Below are 3,263 nucleotides of genomic sequence, written 5' to 3'. Positions count from 1 at the left end.
AGCTTGCTCGCGATGGTGTGTCAGCCACATGGGTGTCGACTGATACTCCATCGCGAGCAAGCTCGCTCCTACAAGGGGATTCAACCCATCGCAAGGACAGAGCAATGAGCAACGTGGTGGTGGTCTATCACAGTGGCTACGGGCACACCCGGGTCATGGCCGAAGCCGTGGCCGCGGGCGTGGAACGGCACCTGGGCAGCACCTGCCAGTTGATCCCGGTCGAGGAGGTGGAGGAGCACTGGGAGCGGCTGCACAACGCCGACGCCATCATCTTTGGCGCGCCGACCTACATGGGCAGTGCCTCAGCGGCCTTCAAGGCGTTCATGGAGGCCACGGCGGCGTTCTACCTGGCCCAGCCCTGGCGCGACAAGCTCGCGGCCGGCTTCACCAATTCCGGCTGCCTGTGCGGCGACAAACTCAACACCTTGCTGCAGATGGCGGTGTTCGCCGCCCAGCATTCGATGATCTGGGTCGGCCTTGACCTGCTGCCGGCGCGTTCCAGCACTGGCGCGTTCAACGGACAACTGAATCGATTGGGCAGCTCACTTGGCGCCATGGCCCAGTCGAATGTCGAGCAATCCCCCGACGATGCCCCGCCGCCCGAAGATCGCTGCACCGCCGCGCACCTGGGCGAGCGGGTGGCGCGCCTGGCAGATCGCATGAACCAACTTCCGGTTTGATTCACCCCTCACACTCGTTAAGGAGGCATCACCCATGAGTACCTTTACTACCCGCGATGGCGTCGAGATTTACTACAAGGACTGGGGCACCGGCCAGCCGATTGTCTTCAGCCATGGCTGGCCGCTGAACGCCGACAGCTGGGAATCGCAGATGATCTTCCTGGCCTCCAAGGGCTACCGGGTCATCGCCCACGACCGTCGGGGCCATGGGCGTTCCAGCCAGCCCTGGTCGGGTAATGACATGGATCATTACGCCGACGATCTGGCGCAATTGATCGAGCTGCTCGATCTGCAAAACGCCGTGCTGTTCGGCTTCTCTACCGGCGGTGGCGAGGTGGCGCGCTACATCGGTCGCCATGGCACCGGTCGCGTGGCCAAGGCCGGGCTGATTTCCGCGGTGCCGCCGCTGATGCTCAAGACCGAAGCCAACCCCGGCGGCCTGTCGCTGGAAGTGTTCGACGGCATCCGCCAGGCCTCGCTGGCCGACCGTTCGCAGCTGTACATCGACCTCGCCAGCGGCCCGTTTTTCGGCTTCAACAAGCCGGAGGCGAAACCGTCCCAGGGCATGATCGACTGGTTCTGGATGCAAGGCATGATGGCCGGCCACAAGAACGCCTATGACTGCATCAAGGCGTTCTCGGAAACCGACTTCACCGAAGATCTGAAAAAGTTCGACGTGCCGACCCTGGTGGTGCATGGCGACGCGGATCAGGTCGTGCCGTACGAAGCGGCGGGCGTCTCCTCCGCCAGACTGGTGAAGGGCTCGACGCTGAAGATTTACCCGGGCGCCCCTCACGGTTTGACGGACACCCACAAGGATCAGCTCAACGCGGATCTGTTGGCGTTCCTCAAGGGTTGATGTCGTTGTAAAAGCAGGATCAAAAGATCGTAGCCTTCGACAGTTCCTACACGGTCGCGTGCATACCCGTGGGCGCTGGCGAAGGTTGCGATCTTTTGCCGTTGAGGGCGGTACCGCGGACAAACTGACAGCGCCAGGCAAACGGATTGATGCCTTCGCTGCGGGTGAAAATGTGGCAGAAGTGCGCCTGATCGCAGAAGCCGCATTCGAGACTGATTTGTGTAAGGCTCATGTTGGTGTACTGGATCAATTGTTTGGCCAGGGCAACGCGCTGCTGGCGGATCCATTCTTGCGGCGAAAGGCCGGTGCTGCACTTGAACGCGCGGGAAAAATGACTGCGCGAGAGGGCGCAGGCCTGTGCCAGTTCGGTGACTTCCAGGCTGTCGCCGAGGCGTTCGAGGATTAGCTGTTTAACCAGCCGTTCGCGCTGCGGGCTGAGGCCACCGGTGCTTTTCTTTGGCACAGGCGTGAATGGCGCGGGGGCGGCATTTTGCTGAACGTGAGCCATGGTGATTGTCCGTGTCGGTAGGCTTCATTTTTGGACCCGAAGGCTCTGGCTTGCGAGTTAATCGTTGTTAATTCCTCGTTCATCTCGGGAAGTATTGGGTAAAGTCAGACACAATCCTCATCCTCGCGCCTGGCCGAACACACAAGGGAACCGTGCCTATGAACCGTAACGATCTGCGTCGCGTCGACATGAACCTGCTGGTGATCTTCGAAGCCCTGATGTTCGAAAAGAACCTGACCCGCGTCGCCGAGAAACTGTTCATGGGGCAGCCGGCGGTGAGCGCTGCGCTGGGGCGTTTGCGCGATCTGTTCGACGACCCGTTGCTGCTGCGCAATGGTCGCGGCATGGAACCGACGGCGCGGGCGCTGGCGATTCTCAAGGAGCTGCAGCCGGCGATGGACACCATTTCTGGCGCGGTCAGCCGGGCCAGGGAATTCGATCCGGCAACCAGTTGCGATGTGTTCCGCATCGGGCTGTCGGACGATGCCGAGTTTGGTTTGTTTCCGCCGTTGTTGCGTCAGTTGCAAGAGGAAGCACCGGGGATCGTCGTGGTTGTGCGGCGGGCCAATTACCTGTTGATGCCGGCGTTGCTGGCGTCGGGGGAAATTTCGGTGGGCGTGAGTTACACCACGGATTTGCCGGCCAATGCCAAGCGCAAGAAGCTGCGCGATATTCCCTGCAAAGTGTTGCGTGGTGACACCCGGCCGGGGATGTTGACCCTGGATGAGTACTGTGAACGGCCCCATGCGATGGTGTCGTTTTCGGGGGACTTGAGTGGCAATATCGATTTGGATCTGGCGAAGGTCGGGCGTAGTCGTCGTGTCGTGCTGGGGGTGCCGCAGTTCAGTGGGTTGCGGGCGTTGCTTGCCGGGACCGAGATGATCGCTACCGTGCCGGATTATGCGGCGTGTGCGTTGGTGGAGGGGTGTGGGTTGCGGGCCGAGGATCCGCCGTTCGAGATTGAGGCGGCGCAGTTGTCGATGGCCTGGAGCGGGGTGCATGACAATGATCCGGCGGAGCGCTGGTTGCGCTCGCGGATCAGTCAGTTCATGTCTGTGGCTTTGGATGTTCGTTAGGCTTTTGACCTTGGCGGCCTTTGGGCCGACCAGGTTCTTGTTGTGTTGTGTACATATCCGTTGCTGCGGTAACGGCGGCTTATGGTTCCGCTCTTACAGCGGGTCACTTTTGGCAAACGCCCCAAAAGTAACCAAAAGGT

The 3,263-nt window shown here is 61.0% G+C and carries 4 protein-coding genes; 3 read left to right on the top strand and 1 reads right to left on the bottom strand.

Going from position 1 to position 3,263, the window contains the following annotated elements; all coding sequences use genetic code 11:
* Positions 1-104: 104 nt before the first annotated feature.
* Entirely contained in the window at positions 105-680 is a 576-nt protein-coding gene (locus tag AC07XF_RS27520; protein ID WP_495029017.1) for a flavodoxin family protein, read from the top strand.
* 34 nt (positions 681-714) lie between these two features.
* Positions 715-1,539, top strand: a complete 825-nt coding sequence (locus tag AC07XF_RS27515) for an alpha/beta fold hydrolase (protein ID WP_495029016.1) — start codon at positions 715-717, stop codon at positions 1,537-1,539.
* Between the two features lie 46 nt (positions 1,540-1,585).
* On the opposite strand, the gene AC07XF_RS27510 is transcribed toward AC07XF_RS27515, so the two are convergent.
* Complete coding sequence (locus AC07XF_RS27510) at positions 1,586-2,047, bottom strand: helix-turn-helix domain-containing protein (RefSeq protein ID WP_495029015.1); 462 nt, start codon at positions 2,045-2,047, stop codon at positions 1,586-1,588.
* A 158-nt stretch (positions 2,048-2,205) separates the two neighbouring features.
* On the opposite strand from AC07XF_RS27510, the gene AC07XF_RS27505 reads away from it, so the two are divergent.
* Positions 2,206-3,123: a LysR family transcriptional regulator gene (locus tag AC07XF_RS27505; protein WP_495029014.1), complete on the top strand. Its 918-nt coding sequence runs from the start codon at positions 2,206-2,208 to the stop codon at positions 3,121-3,123.
* Positions 3,124-3,263 lie beyond the last annotated feature (140 nt).

The organism is Pseudomonas sp. GW821-FHT01C01, assembly GCF_059422645.1.
The sequence above is the reverse complement of the archived record's forward strand: the minus strand, read 5'-3'. Positions and strand labels throughout refer to the sequence as shown.